16 protein-coding genes are annotated in these 15803 nt (G+C 71.3%); 7 read left to right on the plus strand and 9 right to left on the minus strand.

Translation table 11 applies throughout. The annotated features are described in order from the left end of the window. Window positions 1-19: 19 nt before the first annotated feature. The 3 genes from AB0C28_RS17025 (at window position 20) to AB0C28_RS17035 (ending at window position 2120) form a co-directional block, all read left to right on the plus strand. On the plus strand, window positions 20-1099 hold the full coding sequence (locus AB0C28_RS17025) for a MurR/RpiR family transcriptional regulator (RefSeq protein WP_358075337.1): 1080 nt from the start codon (window positions 20-22) through the stop codon (window positions 1097-1099). A 158-nt stretch (window positions 1100-1257) separates the two neighbouring features. Then, complete coding sequence (locus AB0C28_RS17030) at window positions 1258-1626, plus strand: hypothetical protein (protein ID WP_357836340.1); 369 nt, start codon at window positions 1258-1260, stop codon at window positions 1624-1626. A gap of 44 nt (window positions 1627-1670) precedes the next feature. Further along, entirely contained in the window at window positions 1671-2120 is a 450-nt protein-coding gene (locus AB0C28_RS17035; protein WP_357836337.1) for a hypothetical protein, read from the plus strand. Between the two features lie 73 nt (window positions 2121-2193). On the opposite strand, the gene AB0C28_RS17040 is transcribed toward AB0C28_RS17035, so the two are convergent. From AB0C28_RS17040 to AB0C28_RS17050, 3 genes are all read right to left on the minus strand, one after another. Continuing rightward, entirely contained in the window at window positions 2194-2733 is a 540-nt protein-coding gene (locus tag AB0C28_RS17040) for a hypothetical protein (RefSeq protein WP_357836334.1), read from the minus strand. 154 nt (window positions 2734-2887) lie between these two features. Next, window positions 2888-3538 carry a response regulator transcription factor gene (locus AB0C28_RS17045; protein ID WP_346109450.1) on the minus strand — a complete coding sequence of 217 codons (651 nt, stop codon included), beginning with the start codon at window positions 3536-3538 and terminating at the stop codon, window positions 2888-2890. Continuing rightward, window positions 3535-4560 (minus strand): sensor histidine kinase, encoded by a 1026-nt coding sequence (locus tag AB0C28_RS17050; RefSeq protein ID WP_358075340.1) that lies wholly within the window; start codon window positions 4558-4560, stop codon window positions 3535-3537. The genes AB0C28_RS17045 and AB0C28_RS17050 overlap by 4 nt, the downstream gene beginning before the upstream one ends. A gap of 163 nt (window positions 4561-4723) precedes the next feature. On the opposite strand from AB0C28_RS17050, the gene AB0C28_RS17055 reads away from it, so the two are divergent. The 4 genes from AB0C28_RS17055 (at window position 4724) to AB0C28_RS17070 (ending at window position 7778) form a co-directional block, all read left to right on the plus strand. Next, window positions 4724-5008 carry a hypothetical protein gene (locus tag AB0C28_RS17055; protein ID WP_357836327.1) on the plus strand — a complete coding sequence of 95 codons (285 nt, stop codon included), beginning with the start codon at window positions 4724-4726 and terminating at the stop codon, window positions 5006-5008. A gap of 44 nt (window positions 5009-5052) precedes the next feature. Further along, window positions 5053-5511, plus strand: coding sequence for a CBS domain-containing protein (locus tag AB0C28_RS17060; RefSeq protein WP_357836324.1), 459 nt, complete (start codon window positions 5053-5055; stop codon window positions 5509-5511). 199 nt (window positions 5512-5710) lie between these two features. Next, a complete protein-coding gene (locus AB0C28_RS17065) occupies window positions 5711-6997 on the plus strand; it encodes an ArsB/NhaD family transporter (protein ID WP_357836321.1) in 1287 nt (428 codons plus the stop codon). Between the two features lie 127 nt (window positions 6998-7124). After that, the gene (locus tag AB0C28_RS17070) at window positions 7125-7778 is read left to right on the plus strand and encodes a hypothetical protein (protein WP_357836318.1); all 654 of its coding nucleotides are present in this window, start codon (window positions 7125-7127) and stop codon (window positions 7776-7778) included. 11 nt (window positions 7779-7789) lie between these two features. Here AB0C28_RS17070 and AB0C28_RS17075 read toward each other — a convergent pair whose 3' ends face one another. The 6 genes from AB0C28_RS17075 to AB0C28_RS17100 are packed head-to-tail and all read right to left on the minus strand — an operon-like array spanning window position 7790 to window position 15799. Next, the gene (locus tag AB0C28_RS17075; RefSeq protein WP_358075343.1) at window positions 7790-9166 is read right to left on the minus strand and encodes a glycoside hydrolase family 28 protein; all 1377 of its coding nucleotides are present in this window, start codon (window positions 9164-9166) and stop codon (window positions 7790-7792) included. Window positions 9167-9192: 26 nt separating this feature from the next. Continuing rightward, window positions 9193-10023 carry a carbohydrate ABC transporter permease gene (locus AB0C28_RS17080; protein ID WP_357836312.1) on the minus strand — a complete coding sequence of 277 codons (831 nt, stop codon included), beginning with the start codon at window positions 10021-10023 and terminating at the stop codon, window positions 9193-9195. Then, window positions 10020-10895 carry a sugar ABC transporter permease gene (locus tag AB0C28_RS17085; protein WP_357836309.1) on the minus strand — a complete coding sequence of 292 codons (876 nt, stop codon included), beginning with the start codon at window positions 10893-10895 and terminating at the stop codon, window positions 10020-10022. The genes AB0C28_RS17080 and AB0C28_RS17085 overlap by 4 nt, the downstream gene beginning before the upstream one ends. Window position 10896: 1 nt before the next feature. Continuing rightward, entirely contained in the window at window positions 10897-12264 is a 1368-nt protein-coding gene (locus tag AB0C28_RS17090; protein ID WP_358075346.1) for an ABC transporter substrate-binding protein, read from the minus strand. Next, window positions 12255-13247, minus strand: a complete 993-nt coding sequence (locus AB0C28_RS17095) for a hypothetical protein (protein WP_358075349.1) — start codon at window positions 13245-13247, stop codon at window positions 12255-12257. Before AB0C28_RS17095 ends, AB0C28_RS17090 begins: the two co-directional genes overlap by 10 nt. Continuing rightward, window positions 13244-15799, minus strand: a complete 2556-nt coding sequence (locus tag AB0C28_RS17100) for a family 78 glycoside hydrolase catalytic domain (RefSeq protein ID WP_358075351.1) — start codon at window positions 15797-15799, stop codon at window positions 13244-13246. The genes AB0C28_RS17095 and AB0C28_RS17100 overlap by 4 nt, the downstream gene beginning before the upstream one ends. Window positions 15800-15803 lie beyond the last annotated feature (4 nt).

The following is a 15803-nucleotide window of genomic DNA, read 5'->3' on the forward strand; positions in this document are numbered from 1 at the left end:
GAAGGGCGAAAGGGGACAGGTGACAGAGGGCGCCACAGGCACCGCGACCAGCGCGAACGACGCGCCCGGCGCCGCGACCAGCGCTGACGACGCGGCTCGCGCTGACGCGGCCGGGTCGGAGGTGCTGGGCAGTGCGGCCAGTAGTGCGGCCAGTAGTGCGGCCAGTAGTGCGGCCAGTAGTGCGGCCAGTAGTGCGGCCAGTAGTGCGGCCAGTAGTGCGGCCAGCAGTGCGGACAGTTACGAGGACTGGCTGCGGGAGCGGCTGCCGGTGCGCGGGCTGCGCGGCAAGGCGGCCGCCGTGCTCGAAGTCCTGCTGTCGCAGCCGCGCCGTGCCTCGTTCGGCTCGGCGGGGGAGCTGGCCCAGATCGCCGGCGTCAACGTCGCCACCGTCACCCGCACCGCGCAGGCGCTCGGCTTCGCCGGCTGGCCGGCGCTCCAGCAGGAGCTGCGCGCCCGCTACCTGTCCTCGCTCAGCGCCGGCCAGGTGGCCGCCGAGCACCGGGGCACCGGCTCGCCCAGCTCCCGCTCGCTGCGTCGCGACCTCGACAGCCTGGCGCTGCTCAACCGGCGCCTGGACGAGAGCGTGCTGCTCACGATCGCCGAGGCGATGGCGGCGGCGCGGCACACGGTGATCGTCGCCGACGGCAGCTACGCCGCCGTCGGGCTGGCGCTCGCGCACAACGCCCGGCTGGCCGGCTATCCGGTGCGCGCGGTGACGGCGGGCGACGCGGAGCTGGCCAACGCGATGGCCGCGATCGGCGAAGGCGACGTCCTGATCGCGATCAGCTTCTGGCGCCTGTACCAGAGCACGGTGCTGGCCGCCAACGAGGCCCGCTCGCGCGGGGTGCGGGTGTTCGCCCTGACCGACGCGGCCAGTCCGGCCCTGGCCAGCGCGGCCGAGCAGGTGGTGATCGTGCCGGCGGAGGGCGAGGCGTTCTTCCCCTCGCTCACCGCCGGCATCGCCGTCGCGCAGGCCCTGGTCACCCAGCTCGCCGCCGTGGATCCGGCGCGTACGGGAGCCTCGATCGAGGCGGCCGAGGCGATGTGGGCCAAGTTCGGCCTCCTCCACCGCCGCCCCACCGCCGGCGACCACTCCTGACCCACCGGGCGGCGCTCGGGCGTATTCCCGTCGTATTCCAGGCTGATGCCGGTGCGTGCGACGATCACGCCAGTGACCTGGGCCAGGGATCTCTTCTGCCGGAGGCCCTATCTCCGGCATTGCGGAGGAGTGATCTCCGTCCGGGAGAAGGAGGCACGATGAAATACCTCAAGTCAGTCATCGTCGGCGCCGCTGTCGCGGCGGCGAGCGTCATTCTGGCTCAACCGGCCCTGGCGGCGAGCTTCCAGCGCGACGTCGGGGACGGGATCGTCCGTTACAACGACACCACCAACGAGCTGTGCGTCCTTGCGGACAACACCACCGGGACGGCCTGGGTGGAGGTGTCACTCAGCCGCCCGGGAGTGATCGGAACGCCCATCGTCATCAGGGACGACAACGTCAAGCACCCGGGCGCCACCTGCAAGCAGGTCTCCGCGTTCGACAACGTCACCTACCGGGCCGACTACGAGAGCTTCTGGAGCGGTCGCGGCACCATCCTGCGCGGATCGTTCCAGTTCCAGACCTGACGCTGTGATCGGACTCCCCGCACGATCACTCGCGAAGGGGTTTCATGAACAAGCTGACGAGAGTCGCCCTCGTGTCGGCGGTCGCCGTGGGCTCCATGTTCGTCGGAGCGATGCCGGCGCAGGCCGCCAACCGTGACAACTGCCGCGGAAACGTCTCCAGCATCTACACGAGCGGCTCCGCCGTCGTGGCCTCGTACGTCATCGTCTGCGACCGGGTACAGAGCCGCATCATCGTCGTGGCGGACGTCACCCGTCACAGTGTCCCGTTGAGAAGCGTGCGCGCCACGAAGACCTGCGACAACGCCATCAGATGCAGCGTCCAGCCACGGATCTCCAATCCCACCGGCAGGCAGCTGTACTCCGGAGCGGTGTTCGGCGCGATTGCCAGGCGAGGCAATTACCTGGCCGGATGTGGAGTGCTGGAAAACCCGCTCACCGGGGGCCTGGCCGTGAACGCGCTCATGACGTGCAGGTCCGCCGACAAGTTCCTCTGACGGGCTCACTTCCTGCTGCCGAGTCGGCAGGCGGGCCGCCGGCGTCTCTCCGGCGGCCCGCCGAACCACCCTCCTACAGCCAGCTGGCCCGCACGCTGGTGCCAGAGCCGTCGCCCTCGGGGAGCCCCGCCTGCCCGGCGCGTACGGCGTCGAGCAGGCGGGCGACCGTCTCGACGATCTCCGGCGTCCGCTCGCGCAGGCCCGTCACGTCGGCCGGGCTGACCTCGTCCGGCTCGACCCCGGCCTGATCCAGCACCGTCTCCAGGTCGGCCAGCCGTTCGCCGAGCCACTTGAGCGGCTCCTGCGACAGTTGCCGGTCGAACACCCGCCGCCCCGGCTCCCAGCCGTCCACCCCGGGATGGTGGTGGGTGCGGTCGAAGCTGCCCGGCGTCCCCGAGACCGACTCCAGCAGGTCGACCCGCCAGATCGGGCGGTCCACGGTGATGGGCCTGGCCGAGTAGATCGAGCCCTTGAGCTCGCCCTGGTCGAGGCGGCGCAGCTCCAGCCGCACCCCGCGCTCCGCTCCCTCCTGGCCGGCGAGCGGGTCGGGGTCGACGAAGTAGATGTCGCTCACGGCCACGCCGATCCGATCGAATCCGAAGAGGTAGAGCACGGGAGACCACATCCTTCACCGGGGTTCGTGCACGCCTTCTTCAACGTAACACCGCGGTCCGCCACCGGATCAAGGCCCTCCCGGCGTTCGCGCCGCCGCCGGGAATGCCGGGGACGCCGGGAATGCCAGGGGATGCCGGGGAGGGCGGAACGCGTCAGGGTTCGACGAGGCCGGCCCGGATCGCGTAGCGGGTCAGGTCGAGGCGGTCGCGCATGCCGAGCTTCGCGAGGATGTTCGCCCGGTGCCGGTCCACCGTCTTCACGCTGATCACCAGCGTCTCGGCGATCTCCTTGGCCGAGTTGCCCTCCGCGATCAGCTTGACGATCTCCTCCTCGCGCGGTGTCAGGATGCTCTCCGGCATGCGGTCGCCCTCCCGGTCCCGCTGCAGGTAGTCGCGGATCAGCGCGGTCACCGCGCCCGGGTAGAGGAACGGCTCCCCGCGCATCGTGGCCCGGCACGCCTCCAGCAGGTCCTGGTCGGCGACCGACTTGAGCACGTAGCCGGAGGCGCCGACCTTGAGCGACTCGAAGAAGTACTGCTCGTTGTCGTACATGGACAGGATCAGGATGCGGACGCCGGGCGCCCGGCGGGAGATCTCCCTGGCGGCCTGGAGGCCCGTCATGCGCGGCATCGCGATGTCGAGGATGGCCAGGTCCACCGTCTCCTCGGAGGCCGCCGCCACGGCCTCGGCGCCGTCGGCGGCCTCGGCGACGACCTCCAGGTCGGGCTCGGCGTCGAGGATGAGCCGCAGCCCCCGGCGGACGAGCGCGTGGTCGTCGGCCAGCAGGATCCGGGTCTTGTTCACGAGAGTGTGCTCCGATTCGCGGGATCCGGGATGACCAGGCGCACATGGGTGCCCTCGCCTGGCGGGGAGTCGACGGTCAGCCGGGCGCCGATGAGCAGGGCGCGTTCGCGCATGCCCCGGATCCCGGCGCCGTCCTCGCGCGCGCCGCCCCGGCCGTTGTCGGAGATGCGCAGGACCAGGCAGCCGTCCCCGGCCGTCAGCGACAGTTCGGCGCGGGTGGCGCGGGCGTGCCTGGCGATGTTGGTCAGGCTCTCCTGCGCGATCCGGTAGAGGACCAGCTCGACGTCCGCGCCCAGCGCCGGGTGGTCGGGCTCGATGGCGCGGGTGACCGGGATGCCGCCCATCCGAGAGACGTCGGCGGCCAGCGCGCTGAGCGCGGCGTGCAGGCCGAGGTCCTCCAGTACGCCGGGGCGCAGGCGGCGGGCGACCTGGCGGACCTCGTCGAGGCTGGCGCGTACGGTCTCCTGCACGGCGTGCAGCTCCTCGCACAGATCGGGCGGCGCGCGGTCGACCACCCGCTTCAGGCCGAGGAGCACCACGGTCAGGCTCTGGCCGATCTCGTCGTGCAGCTCGCGGGCGATGCGCTGGCGTTCGCCCTCCTGCGCGGCCAGCGCGTGCGCGCTGCTCGCGCTGCGCTCGGCCTCCAGCCGGTCCAGCATCGCGTTGAACGTGTCGATGAGATGGGTGAGGTCGCTGTTGCCGCTGTCGGCCAGCCGGTCGCCGGTGCGCAGCAGGTCCACCCGCTGCATGAGCGTGGTCAGCGCGTCCAGCGGGGCCAGGCTGCGGCGCAGCAGGAGCGCGTTGGCGAAGAGCATCACCGCCAGCCCCACCAGCAGGACCGGCACCTCGGCCAGCAGCACCGGTGAGGACACGGTGGCGGGAGAGATCGCGAGCACGAATGTGCCGACGGCGAAGACCAGCCCGTTGATCACCATCAGCCGCCGGAACAACGCCTGAGCCGGAGGACGCGGCGCTCCCGGGCCGCTCACGTCAGCCGGCCGCCCCCCTGCGCGGTCGTTCATGCCACCAGCCTCTTCGTTGTCCGACCTGGTTGTCCATCCGGCCTGGCCCTCATCCGGCAGACCGTCCTACATGTTGTATCCCTGCACAGATGGGTGTCATGCCCAATAGTCCCGAAGTGTCGCTTTCTGAAGACTGGAGCAGAGCCGGATGGGAGGCAGCGACATGGACGTCACTCGCACGACCGTGCCGGGCAACGGCCCCGGAAGAGACATCGTGCACCACCTCGTCACCCGCGCGGGCCAGCGCTTCGGACTGCTCGTGGAGAGCGGCGGACGGAGGCGGTTCCTCGTCTACGACTCCGCCGACGCGGACGAGCCGGTGCAGACCATCGTCCTCGACCAGGACGAAGCCGACCAGATCGCCGACCTGCTGCACAGCAGGTCCCTGCCCGACCGGCTGGCCGACCTGGAACGCCGCGTCGCCCGGTTGACCGGGGCGACGCCATGACGTCGCCGGGGACACCCGGTCGACTCGTCGAACGGGATGATGTCATGCACGCCAGCAATATCGCCGTGAACCTGCCCACGGTGACCGTCCACGACCCCGTCACCAAGGCCGTGCGGCTCATGGCCCTCGGCCGGATGCCCGGCCTGATCGTCGTGGACGACCAGGGGCGCCCGTCCTGCGTGCTCCCGGGCACGCAGGTCCTGCGGCTGGCGGTGCCGGGGGCGTACCAGGAGGACCCGGCGCTCTGCCGGACGATCGACGAGGCGCACGCCGACCTGTTCTGGGGTGAGCTGGGCGACCTGTCGGTGGGCGACTGCCTGCCGCGCCGGCCCGCCACGCCCGCGACGGTACGGCTCGACGCGACCCTGCTGGAGGTGGCGGCCCTGATGGCCCGCCTGCGCAGCCCGATCGTCGCGGTCGTCGGCCGCGACGGCGTCCTCGCCGGGGCGATCACCCTGGAGCGGCTGCTGACCACCCTGGTCCTGTCCGGCTCGGACGACTGACCCCCTTTTCCCTGACCGGGCGTGCGCCGTCGGCCGCGTCCGGGTCGCCGCATGTTCACCGCTCGGAGGCCCTTGCCATGTGCTCGCCGTACTCGCCGCACCGTCTGTCCCGTCCGTGCCGTTCGATGATGTCATGTCCCGAACGTCACCTCTGTCCCGCCGGGAGCACCGTGCAGGCCGGACCGCCGGGACAGGACGGATGAGCGCCTTCGTCGCACTGGCGATCTTCCTGGTGGCCTTCTTCTTCATCGCCACCGAGAAGGCGAACAAGGTCAAAGTGGTGCTCATCGCCGCCGGGCTGATGGCCGTGCTGGGCCTCATCCCCGGCGCCGAGGTGTTCTTCTCCGAGCACGAGGGCATCGACTGGAACGTCATCTTCCTGCTCCTCGGCATGATGATCATCGTCGGGATCATCAAGCAGACGGGCATCTTCGACTATCTCGCCATCTGGGCGGCCAAGCGGTCGAAAGGGCGGCCGTACCGGCTGATGGTCATGCTGATGGCGATCACCGCCGTCGCCTCGCCCTTCCTCGACAACGTCACCACCATCATGCTGGTCGCGCCGGTCACCATCGTGGTGTGCAACCGGCTGCGGATCGCGGCGCAGCCGTACCTGATCGCAGAGGTACTGGCCTCCAACATCGGCGGCGCGGCCACGCTCATCGGCGACCCGCCGAACATCATCATCGGCAGCCGCGCCGGGCTCACCTTCAACGACTTCCTCGCGCACATGGCCCCGATCGTGGTGGTCGTTTTCGCGGTGTTCGTGCTGCTCACGCGGTGGTTGTTCCGCAGCTCGTTCCAGTACAACGCCGAGCACGTGGCCGAGGTGATGGCGCTGCAGGAGCGGCGGGCGATCACCGACCCGCGGCTGCTGGTGCGCTGCCTGGTGGTGCTGGGCGCGGTCGTGCTCGGGTTCGGGCTGCACGCGGTGCTGCACGTCGAGCCGTCGATCGTGGCGCTGGTGGGCGCCGGGGTGATGCTGCTGGTCTCCCGGGCCGGCGTGTCCGACGTGCTGGACGAGGTCGAGTGGCCCACGCTGGTCTTCTTCATGGGGCTGTTCGTCATGGTCGGGGGCCTCGTGCACACCGGCCTGATCGCCTCGATCGGCACGTGGGCGGTGGAGACGCTGGGCGACAACTACTTCGTCGCCGCCACGGCGCTGCTGTTCGGCTCCAGCGCGCTGGGCGCCTTCTTCGACAACATCCCGTACGTCGCCACGACCGCCCCCATCGTCGAGGGCGTGGTCGCCGCGGCCCCCGACCCGCAGATCGGGCAGGCGCTGTGGTGGGCCTTCGCCCTGGGCGCCGACTTCGGCGGGAACGGCACCGCGGTCGCGGCCAGCGCCAACGTGGTGGCCATCGGGATCGCCGCGCGCAACGGGCACAAGATCTCCTTCTGGCAGTTCACCAGGTACGGCATCGTGGTGACGATCCTGAGCACGCTGATGGCCTGGCTGTACGTCTGGATGCGTTACTTCACCTGAGCCGTCGAGCCGTCGAGCCGTACATTCTGGCCCCGCACACCTGAGCCCGTCCCTGAGTGCGGGCCAGGGGTAAATCAGGGACGATCACCGATGATCCGGGCGGGCGGCGCGGGGCATCGTGGCAGCTATGAACCCCGCGAACCGCCTGGCCCAGATCTCCTTCACCGCCGGACCCGCTGCCCTGCTGGCCGGTTGGTTCCTCATGCGTCCCATTCACGGGGACCTGGAACCCGGGCCCTGGTGGACGGCCGCGCACGCGCTCTGGCTGGCGGCGTTCCTGATGTTCGGCCTGATGACGGCGGCCATGCGCGGCCTGGCCGGGCCGGTGACGGGCGGGCGGCGGGTGGCGGTGACGGCGCTGACCGGGCTCGCCCTGTTCAGCGTGGCCGCCAACCTGGTCCAGCTCGGCATCGACCTGTACGCCGGGTTCGCCGCGACGGACGGGGAGGCCATGCGGGCGCTGCTGGAGCGGGTGCAGGGCTACCCGGGGGTGGACCCGCTGGTGTACGGCCCCGGGGCGCAGCTGTTCTACGCCGCGCTGCTCGTCCAGGCGGTGCTCCTCGGCGTGCTGCGCCGGGTGACGCCGGTCAGCGCGGCGGTCACGGCCGGCGGCGTGGTGCTGCTGGCCGCGGCCACGTTCATGGACGGCAAGGGCTCGAACCTGGTCGCGGTGGGCATGGCGGTGGTGTGGCTGGGCACGCTGCTGCTCGGCCGGGGGACCTCGGCCGAGGCAGGCGTGAGCACCCCGCCCAGGGAGCTCACCCCCGCCGGCCGGCCCTGAACGGCCGCCTTTTAGACGCGCCGGCCGTTGACCCGCACGTTCCGCAGCTCCAAGCCGGTCACGTCGGTCACCACGTCCGGCTCGGCCATCTCCTCGAAGACGCTGTCGCTCACCCGCACGCCCCTGATCGGGTTGCCCGGATTGCCGATCAGGGTGAACGCCCGCGGCGCCCGCCCGGCCCGCAGCCGGCGGATGTCGATGCCGCCCACGTCGGGGAAGTACGGGCCGGTGTGCTTGTTCTCGTAGTTCAGCGCCACCTCCACCACCGCGTCGGCGGCCTGCCCCACCGTGATGTCCCTGAAGTACAGGTCCCTGACGTAACCGCCGCGCTCGGGGTTGGTCTTGATCCGGATCGCGCGCTCCAGCCGGGCGCTGCTCATCGTGCAGTTCCAGGCGAACACCCAGCGCACGCCGCCGGTCGTCTCGCTGCCGACCGTCACGCCGCCGTTGCCGTCACGCATGACGCACGAGTTCACCAGGATGTTCATGGACGGCTCGTTCACCCGGCGGCCGTCGGCGTTCTTGCCGGCCTTGACGGCCACGCAGTCGTCGCCGGTGTTGAACTCGCACTGCTCGATCAGCACGTCCACGCACGACTCGGGGTCGCAGCCGTCGTTGTTGGGGCCGTTCGGGCTGTCCACGGTGACCCCGCGCACGGTCACGTTGACGCACAGGACCGGATGGATGTTCCACATGGGGGAGTCCTTGACCGTCACCCCCTCGATCAGCACGTTGCGGCAGCGGTAGAGCTGGATGAGGTTCGGCCGCAGGTAGTGGCCTTCGCCGAAGACCCGCTCGGCCACCGGCACGCCGTCCTCGGCGAGCTGGGCGAGCAGCTTCTTGTCGGGACCCTCCGACGGGGCGGGGTCGCTCGACCAGTCCCACCAGTGCGTGGCGTCGGCCTGCCCGTCGATCACGCCTTCGCCGGTGATGGCCACGTTGGTCCGGCCGTGGGCGTAGATGAACGGGGAGTAGTTCATCAGCTCGATGCCCTCGTACCGGGTGGCGACGACGGGCAGGTAGTCGGCGGGGTCGCGGCTGAAGCGGATGGTGGCACCGGCCTCCAGGTGCAGGTCCACGTTGTCGGCCAGGTGGATGGCGCCGGTCAGGTACGTCCCCGCCGGCACCAGCACGCGCCCGCCGCCCGCCGCCGAGCAGGCCGCGACGGCCCTGGCGAACGCCTCGGTGCACGTGGTGCTCCCGTCGCCGACGGCCCCGTGGCCGGTGACGGAGAAGACGCGGCGGGGGAAGCGGGGCGGCCTGATCCGGCGCCTGATCGCCGGCACCCGGCTCCACGCCGTGCCGGCCTCGGCGCGACCGGCCACGGCCGGCGTCACCAGTAAGCCGCCTGCGGCCACGGCCAGGAATCTCCTGCGGGACTGTTCCATCGAGGTCCTCCGTCTGGATGGGGGGTTCAGCCCTTCACCCCGGTGAGCGTGATGCCCTGGATGAAGGTGCGCTGGGCCAGGAAGAACAGCACGATGACCGGGATGAGGATCACCGTGCTGGCCGCCATCAGCGGCCCGAACTGGGTGCTGTACTGGGTGGAGTAATAGGTCAGCCCGAGCGACAGCGTGTACATGTCGGAGTCGGACAGGTAGATCAGCGGCCCCAGCAGGTCCCCCCACGCCGCCAGGAACTGGAACAGCGCCACGGCCGCCAGCGCCGGCTTGGCCAGCGGCAGCACGATGCGCGCGTAGATGCGCAGCTCGCCCGCGCCGTCCACGCGGGCGGCGTCCAGCAGGTCGCGGGGGATGCCGCGGAAGAACTGGCGCAGCAGGAAGACGAAGAACGGCCCGCCGAAGAAGTGCGGCACGATGAGCGGCAGGTAGGTGTTCGTCCATCCCATCTCGCGGAAGAGCGAGAACAGCGGCACCATCGTCACGTAGAACGGGATCATCATCGTGGCCAGCAGCGCCACGAAGACGACGTTGCGCCCCGGCCAGTCGATGCAGGCCAGCCCGTACGCGATGAACGAGCTCGACAGCACCGCCCCCAGCATCGAGAACGCGCACACGACCATCGTGTTGAGGAAGTAGCGGGCGAACGGGAAGACCTGCAGCCCGTCCACGTAGTTCGAGAAGGTGATCTTGTCGGGAAACCAGACGACGGGGAAGGTGTTCAGCACGTCGACCGTCTTCAGCGACGTCGTCACCATCCACACGAACGGCAGCAGGAACACGATGCCGAGCGTGATCAGGACCGCGTGCGCGGCCATCGCCCGCATGAGCCGCCGGTACATCATCGGCCTCCGTAGTAGACGCGCCGCCCGGCCAGCCGGAACGTGGCGACGGTGATGGCGGCCACGATCGCGAAGAGCACCCAGGCGATCGCCGAGGCGTAGCCGACCTTGAAGTACTGGAAAGCGTTCTGGTACAGGTACAGGCCCGACACCAGCGTGGAGCCCGCCGGGCTGCCCGTGCCGCCGGTCATGACGAACACCGGCGTGAAGAACTGAAAGCCGCCGATCAGCCCGGTCACCAGGGCGAACAGCAGGTGCGGGCTGACGTACGGCAGCGTGACGTGGCGGAACCTGGACAGCCGGCCTGCTCCGTCGGAGGCGGCCTGCTCCTGCAGCGTCACAGGCACGTCCTGGAGCCCGGCGAGCAGGATGACCATGAGGTTGCCGACCCCCCACGCGCTCATCACGATCAGCGCCGGCTTGGCCCAGGCGGGGTCGGACAGCCAGCCGGGCCCGGTGACGCCGATCTTGGCCAGGGCGTCGTTGAGCAGGCCGTACTGGGGGTCGAAGATGTACATCCAGAGCACGCCCGAGGCGACCGCCGGCACGATCGTGGGCAGGTAGAACACCGTGCGGTAGACCGAGCGCCCGCCCACGCCCAGGTTGAGCAGCAGCGCCAGCCCGAGCGCCACGACGATCCCGAGCGGGACCGACCAGAGCACGATGTAGAGCGTGTTCCCCAGCGACTCCCACCACACCTGGTCGGTCAGCAGGTCGGCGTAGTTGGCCAGGCCGATCCACTCGGGCGGGTTGACCATCGTGTACGAGGTGAAGCTGTAGTAGAGCGAGGCCAGCACGGGGTAGCCGGTGAACCAGAGCAGCCCGATGATCGCCGGCGAGGTGAACACCAGCCCCCAGAGGACGTTTCTCCGCATCTCACAGTCCCATCTGGTTCTTGAACCGCTCGGCCTCGCGGCGGGTGTTCTCCTTGACCACGCCCAGCGCCTCCTTCGCGGACACCTCGCCGTACACCGCCCGCGCCACGTGGATCTCCAGCTGCTGGCTGAAGTAGTTGGTCTCGGGCAACGACGGCTTGATGTGGGTGGCGGCCAGCATCGCGTCGTACGAGGGCCGCAGGATCGGGTCGGCCCGCATTTGCTCCATGGCGGGCGAGCCGAGGTAGCCGGGCGGGTAGTTGACGGTCTCGAACTCGGCCAGCGTGCCCTCGGGCGTGGCCGAGAACCAGCGCAGGAACTCCCACGCCGCCTCCGGATGCCGCGCCTCCGACGGGATGAACGCGCCCCAGCCGCCGATCCACGTGCCCGCGCCCGGCTTGGAGGCGCCTGGCGGCTCGTACGGCAGCAGCGTCGACCCGTACTCGAAGTCCGGCCGCGCCTCCAGGATCTGGGTCACGCTGCGCGGCCCGAGCGGGGCCATGCCCATGTGGCCGTAGCCGAAGGGGTTCATCTGCAGGGTCGGCGGCGCCACGTTGAGCCGCTCGGCGCCGCCCAGCGAGCGGGCGTACCCGGCCATCCAGTCGACCGCTGCCACCACCCGCTCGTCGTCGGGCGTCACCTGGCCGGTCCGCGGGTCAACGAAGTCGCCGCCGAAGGCGAAGCCCCAGGTGAAGGCGGCGTTGGCGAAGCCCGCGACCTGCCAGGGCACCAGCCCGGCGCGGTCGGCGCCGGCGCGGCCCACCCGCGTGATGTGCCGGGAGAACTCGTTCACCTCGGAGATCGTGCGCGGCGGCCGCTCGGGGTCGAGGCCGCACTCGCGGAACAGCCGCTTGTTCCAGTAGAAGGGGAAGTTCGGGTCCACGTCCCACTGGAGCTGCCAGACCCGGTCCCGCCAGCGCATGCCCTGCCAGACGGCCGGCAGGAAGTCCCGCTCGCCCAGCCCGGCCGAGCGGACGAGGTCGGTGAGGTCGGTCATGATGCCCAGCTCCGCCCACTGCGGCACCTGGAACGGGATGACCATGGCCAGATCGGGCGGGTCGCCGGCGGCGATGGACACCAGCAGCTTCTGCTGCTCGCCCTGGCCGGTCGGCGGGGCGTACACCACCTCGACCCCGATCTCGTCCTGCACCGACTCGAACCGCCTGGCCAGCTCCACCCAGCCCTGGCCGTCCACGCCGCCGAACAGGCTGTAGAAGGTGATGTTCACCCGCCGTCCAGGGGCGGGCTTCTTGCTGAGGCCCTGCGTGTTGGCGGGCGGGCCGCCCTCGACCACCCGGCAGCCGGACAGCGCGGCCAGCCCGGCCGCCCCGGCGAACGTCTTCAGCGCCGCGCGCCTGCTCACGACCATGCCACCGACACCCCCCGCCGCTCGGTCATCGTGTGCGCGCCTACCGGGTACGGCTCGGCCCGCCGCACCGCCGTGTAGAAGTGGTGCAGGCGCCCGTCGCGGGCGACGACGGCGGGCTTGTGCGCGTAGGTGTCGTCGGCCGAGCCCGGCGGCCCCACGTCGACCAGGATCTCCGTGCCCTTCTCCCAGGTGCGCAGGTCGCGCGAGACCGCGTACCCCTCGCGGGCGTGGCCGTCGAAGGAGAGCCCGAAGTAGAACATCACCCACCAGTCGCCGTCGCGCAGCACGCACGGGTCGGAGGCGAAGCGCTCGTCGAACGCGCCCGCGCCGCCGTTCGGGATCACCGGCGTGCGCCGCGGCCGGTCCCAGCGTTCGAGGTCGGGGGAGACGGCGTAGCCGATCTGCTCGCGCCAGCCGTCGTAGGTGCGGTTTTTGGCGTTGTAGAAGCAGTAGTAGAGGCCGTCGTGGCGCAGCAGCCACGACTTGTACAGGCCGCCGAGCTCCCACGCGCCGCCGTCCTGCGGGCGCAGCACCGAGCCGGTGTCCGTCCAGCTCAGCAGGTCGTCGCTGACGCAGAAGCCGATGATCGCGGCGCCCGTCTCCATGCCGGGCTCCGGATAGGCGTGGTACGTGCCGACCGCCCGCCCGCCGATCCTGCTCACCTGGCCGGACGAGTGCAGCCGGTTGTCCCGCACGATCGAGGTCAGCGCGGCGTTGTAGCGGCGGTGGGGGTGATCGGGGTCGCGGGGGAGGATTACCCGCCCTGGCGACCAGGACTCCAGGTCGCGCGAGCGGCTCAGCGCGGTCTGGTAGCCGGTCCCGTCGAAGCCGACGTACGTCATCAGGTACTCGCCGCCGTCGGAGCAGACGAACGGGCAGTCCACGAAGAGCTCGTCGAAGGTGCCCGGCTCGCCCGACGGCGCCACCAGCAGGCGGTCCGCCTTGTACGGGGTCCTGATCCCGGCCGGGTCGTAGCCGCTCATCGGCGGGCCTCGAACGTCCAGCGCCCGGCGGGCACGTCCCAGGCCCCGGCGCCGGTCGCGACCGCCTCGGCGGGCGCCCGGTGCCGTTCGAGGCCGTCGCCGCGCAGCGAGTCAGGCAGGCGCACCTCGGCCGACGAGCCGGGCGGCACCTCCACCTCCAGGGTGAACTCCTCCTCGGAGCGCCGCCACGACACCGCGGCCCGCCCGTAGGGGGTCTTCGTGCTCGCCCGCACCGACTCCAGGTCGCCCGGCGCGGCGGGCGCGACGAGCAGCCGGCGGAAGCCGTTCGAGTTCGGGGCCTGGCCGAGGCCGCCGAGCCCCCGGTAGAACCAGGAGTCGATGGCGCCCAGCATGTAGTGGTTCTGTGACAGCCCGAACGTGGGGCCGTCCCATGCCTCGGTCAGGGCGGTGGCGCCGTGGCGCACCTGGTAGCCGTAGCTGGGGTGGCTGGTGGAGGTCGCCCACGCCCACAGCGCGTCGTGCCGCCCGGCCCGGCCGAGCACCCGGAACAGCGCGGGCAGCACCACCTCGCCGACCGTGATCTCCCCGGCGCGCACGGCGTCGCTCAGCCGGTCGAGCGCGTCCGGTTCGTCCGGGGTGAGGCCCATGTCCAGGGTCAGGATCCGTGCCGCCTGCGTGCGGCAGCCGGCGAACCGCCGGGCGAAGGCGGCCACGATGTCCTCGCTCAGCGCCGTGTAACGCTTGGCGTCGTCGTCGCGGCCCAGGACGGCGGCGGCCCTGGCCATGGTGGCGGCCGCGCGCCAGTAGCCCCAGGTCGAGGGGAGCGCGACGGGCGTGGTGGAGTCGGGGGCCAGCCAGTCACCGAGGCCCTGGCTCGTGATGCCGTCCTCGGCCTGGCTCGTCAGGTAGCCGACGTAGCGGCGCATCGCGTCGTAGTGCGTCACCAGCGCGGTGGTGTCGCCGTAGCGGCGGTAGAGCTGCCATGGCATACGCACGATCGCGCCGCCCCAGTTCGGGTCGTCGCGGAAGCCGCCGTCGAAGACCAGGTACTCGGGGGCGATGTCGGGGACGAGGCCGTCCTCCGTCTGGGACTCGGCGATGGTGACCAGCAGCTCGCGGCAGTAGGCGGCCACGTCGTAGTTGTAGGCGACGACGTCGAACAGCAGGTGGGCCTGCTCCAGCCAGCCCAGCTTCTCCCGGTGCGGGCAGTCGGTCAGGACGCTGTACATGTTGCCGCGCACCGCGCGGTCGATGATCGTGTGGATGTCGTCGAGCAGCGGGTCGGAGGTCTCGAACGTGCCGATGTGCTCGTTGTCCGCGCGCAGCACCAGCGCGGTCAGCGCCTCGGCGCCGACGTGCTCGGGCAGGCCCTGGGCCTCGACGTAGCGGAAGCCGTCGTAGCGGAAGCTCGGGTGCCAGGTCTGCGGGCCGTCCTTGGTGACGTACGTGTTGAAGATCGGCGCGCCGGTCGTGGGCTTCGACTGCACCACGCGGCCGAACGCGTCGAGCTGGTCGCCGGGCAGCAGCCGCAGGTACCGGCCGGCCGGGAGGTCGAGCCGCAGCCCGGGCCAGCCGGCCACGACCGCGCCGACGTCGAAGACGGGGGTGCCGTCGGTGGCGACGAGCTTGGCCGTGGCGGGCAGCTCCTCGGTGATCCTGATCGGCGGGCAGGCTCTGGCGCGCAGCTTGCCGGTCCCCTCGGGCCTGACGGTCACCGGGCGCCAGCCGGAGCGGTCCGTGCCGGGGGCGTCCCAGCCGGGAAGCTCCAGGCGGGCGTCGTGGTCCTCGCCGCCGTACCAGTGCGAGCGGGTGGCCGGCCCGTGCGTGGCCCGCCAGTCCGCGCCGGTGGTGAAGCGGTCCGAGGTCCCGTCGGCGTAGCGGACCTCCAGCTGCGCGATGGCCCTGGGCGCGCCCTGGGAGCCGTAGAACTTCATGTAGCGGTCTTGGTGCGGGAAGACGTGCGCGATGCCGGGGCCGAGGGCGACGCCGATCGCGTTCGCGCCCTCGCGCAGCAGCGCCGTCACGTCGTGGGTGGCGTACACGACGCGCCTCGTGAAGTCCGAGTACGGCGGCTCCAGCACGGCGTCCGTCACCGGCGCGCCGTTCACCGAGGCCACGTAGACGCCCAGGCCCGCCACGTACAGGCGGGCCCCTTCGACCGGCCCGGCCAGGGTGAACTCGCCCGCCAGCAGCGGCAGCGGGTGCCCTTCTCCGGCCCGCGGGTCGTTCCGCTCGTCGTACCAGTCCGGGTGGGTGATCCACTCGGCGCTCCAGTCGGTCTCCTCCAGCAGCCCCAGCTCGAAGCGGGCCGGCTCGCTCCAGCCCGACCAGGTCCCGTCCGCGTCGCGCACGCGCACCTGCCAGTGCACGGTGGCGCGGCTGGTCAGGGGGCGGCCGTCGTAGGTGACGCGCTGATCGGGGGAGTCCACCTCGCCGCCGTCCCACAGGTCGGCCGCGCCGGGGGAGGTGCCGGCCCGCACGTGGTAGCCGGTCTGCGCGGGGGTGCCGGCGAGCTGCCAGCTCAGCGGGGGGCGGGTGAGCTCGATGCCGAGCGGATCCGTCAGGTCGCAGGTGCGGAGGGTCGTCACCATGCAG

This window comes from Nonomuraea sp. NPDC048892 (genome assembly GCF_040649735.1).
GTDB classification, from domain to species: Bacteria; Actinomycetota; Actinomycetes; order Streptosporangiales; family Streptosporangiaceae; genus Nonomuraea; species Nonomuraea maheshkhaliensis.

Excerpts from the sequence above, each read along its gene's own strand:
- AB0C28_RS17060 (WP_357836324.1), top strand. The coding sequence starts at position 5,053 with ATGCACGCCAGCAATATCGCCGTGAACCTGCCCACGGTGACCGTCCAC.
- AB0C28_RS17070 (WP_357836318.1), top strand. The coding sequence starts at position 7,125 with ATGAACCCCGCGAACCGCCTGGCCCAGATCTCCTTCACCGCCGGACCC.
- AB0C28_RS17050 (WP_358075340.1), bottom strand. The coding sequence starts at position 4,560 with ATGAACGACCGCGCAGGGGGGCGGCCGGCTGACGTGAGCGGCCCGGGA.
- AB0C28_RS17100 (WP_358075351.1), bottom strand. The coding sequence starts at position 15,799 with ATGGTGACGACCCTCCGCACCTGCGACCTGACGGATCCGCTCGGCATC.
- AB0C28_RS17055 (WP_357836327.1), top strand. The coding sequence starts at position 4,724 with ATGGACGTCACTCGCACGACCGTGCCGGGCAACGGCCCCGGAAGAGAC.
- AB0C28_RS17095 (WP_358075349.1), bottom strand. The coding sequence starts at position 13,247 with ATGAGCGGCTACGACCCGGCCGGGATCAGGACCCCGTACAAGGCGGAC.
- AB0C28_RS17030 (WP_357836340.1), top strand. The coding sequence starts at position 1,258 with ATGAAATACCTCAAGTCAGTCATCGTCGGCGCCGCTGTCGCGGCGGCG.
- AB0C28_RS17065 (WP_357836321.1), top strand. The coding sequence starts at position 5,711 with ATGAGCGCCTTCGTCGCACTGGCGATCTTCCTGGTGGCCTTCTTCTTC.
- AB0C28_RS17080 (WP_357836312.1), bottom strand. The coding sequence starts at position 10,023 with ATGATGTACCGGCGGCTCATGCGGGCGATGGCCGCGCACGCGGTCCTG.
- AB0C28_RS17085 (WP_357836309.1), bottom strand. The coding sequence starts at position 10,895 with ATGCGGAGAAACGTCCTCTGGGGGCTGGTGTTCACCTCGCCGGCGATC.
- AB0C28_RS17090 (WP_358075346.1), bottom strand. The coding sequence starts at position 12,264 with ATGGTCGTGAGCAGGCGCGCGGCGCTGAAGACGTTCGCCGGGGCGGCC.
- AB0C28_RS17075 (WP_358075343.1), bottom strand. The coding sequence starts at position 9,166 with ATGGAACAGTCCCGCAGGAGATTCCTGGCCGTGGCCGCAGGCGGCTTA.
- AB0C28_RS17035 (WP_357836337.1), top strand. The coding sequence starts at position 1,671 with ATGAACAAGCTGACGAGAGTCGCCCTCGTGTCGGCGGTCGCCGTGGGC.